Origin of the sequence: Prevotella sp. AM42-24 (genome assembly GCF_003461825.1) — a bacterium.
In the GTDB taxonomy this organism is placed as follows: domain Bacteria; phylum Bacteroidota; class Bacteroidia; order Bacteroidales; family Bacteroidaceae; genus Prevotella; species Prevotella hominis.
Map to the genome: position 1 here is coordinate 373 of NZ_QTXV01000161.1, position 985 is coordinate 1,357.

At 34.3% G+C, this 985-nt stretch carries 2 protein-coding genes and 2 pseudogenes; all 4 read left to right on the plus strand.

The window, feature by feature from the left end:
- Window positions 1-94, plus strand: a pseudogene (locus DW917_RS17975) (integrase); the annotation flags it as partial.
- A 4-nt stretch (window positions 95-98) separates the two neighbouring features.
- A pseudogene (locus DW917_RS17980) lies at window positions 99-242 on the plus strand (DNA resolvase); the annotation flags it as partial.
- Between the two features lie 35 nt (window positions 243-277).
- The gene (locus DW917_RS16880; RefSeq protein WP_118120541.1) at window positions 278-469 is read left to right on the plus strand and encodes a hypothetical protein; all 192 of its coding nucleotides are present in this window, start codon (window positions 278-280) and stop codon (window positions 467-469) included.
- Entirely contained in the window at window positions 456-839 is a 384-nt protein-coding gene (locus DW917_RS16885; protein WP_118120542.1) for a hypothetical protein, read from the plus strand. The genes DW917_RS16880 and DW917_RS16885 overlap by 14 nt, the downstream gene beginning before the upstream one ends.
- Window positions 840-985 lie beyond the last annotated feature (146 nt).

The following is a 985-nucleotide window of genomic DNA, read 5'->3' on the forward strand; positions in this document are numbered from 1 at the left end:
AAATATTACAACAACCCTTAATCTCTATGCTCACCCGAACATGGAACAGAAGAAAAAGTGCATCACCAAGATGTTCAAGTCTCTTGGAAAATAGGGAAGAACAGATGAAAGCCGAATATAGGGAAGTAATAAGTTTACTCCGCAAGGGATGTTCCATTCGGGATATGGCGAAGTTGAGTGGTAAAGGGGTAAGTACGGTACAACGAGTGAAGCGATTACTAAAAGTGCAATCACCGCAATAATACTATTGATTTTACGTTCTTTTCAAAGAAAGGGGTTGTGCAATAGTGGCTTAAAGGCTAAAAGCACTACCTTTGTAGTGCCGTACAATGGCGAGGACAACAACGACTATGTGGACGGCGAGGTGGTGCAGTATATCGAGTATGTTCCTTTCGGTGAAGTGTTCGTTGAGGAGCGCAATAACATTTCAAATAATCCATTAAGAAGAGAGAGAAATGGCAAAAGATAGGATGCTTTATATGAAATTATGTTTTGTAGTAATAGTCTTTGGACTATCTTTTATTACTTGTAACAAGCATTATATTAAGTATAGTGCTTGTTGCAAGCTTCCGATACCAAAAACTCCATTTTATCCAGATGCTTATAAATTTGCAAATACAAAAGAAGAGTTTTTGTCAAATATGAAATTAATTAACAATACAATAAAAGTAGAAGCCATTATTGATACAAATAAACTTGATTTTAACAATCATACATATCTCTTTGTATTTGGCGCACCAATAAAAAAAATGTACTATAGTTTTAAGACTACATTATTTGACGATAAATCTCCGAGTTACGCAAAGGCTATAAGACATAAAAAAAATGTGTATTTATAAATTATAATATTCCAACAGGGTACACGTATTTGTATGAAATAAAAAAAGACGAGACCCTTACTGGTTTCAATGGAATATAAGAAATTCATTGAATTGACAAAGAATGAGGGTGTGTCATAAGTCTGTGACGCACCCCTTTTAATTTT

What these genes read in the sequence shown, in the direction of transcription:
- DW917_RS16885 (WP_118120542.1), top strand. Translation starts at nt 456, where the DNA reads ATGGCAAAAGATAGGATGCTTTATATGAAATTATGTTTTGTAGTAATA.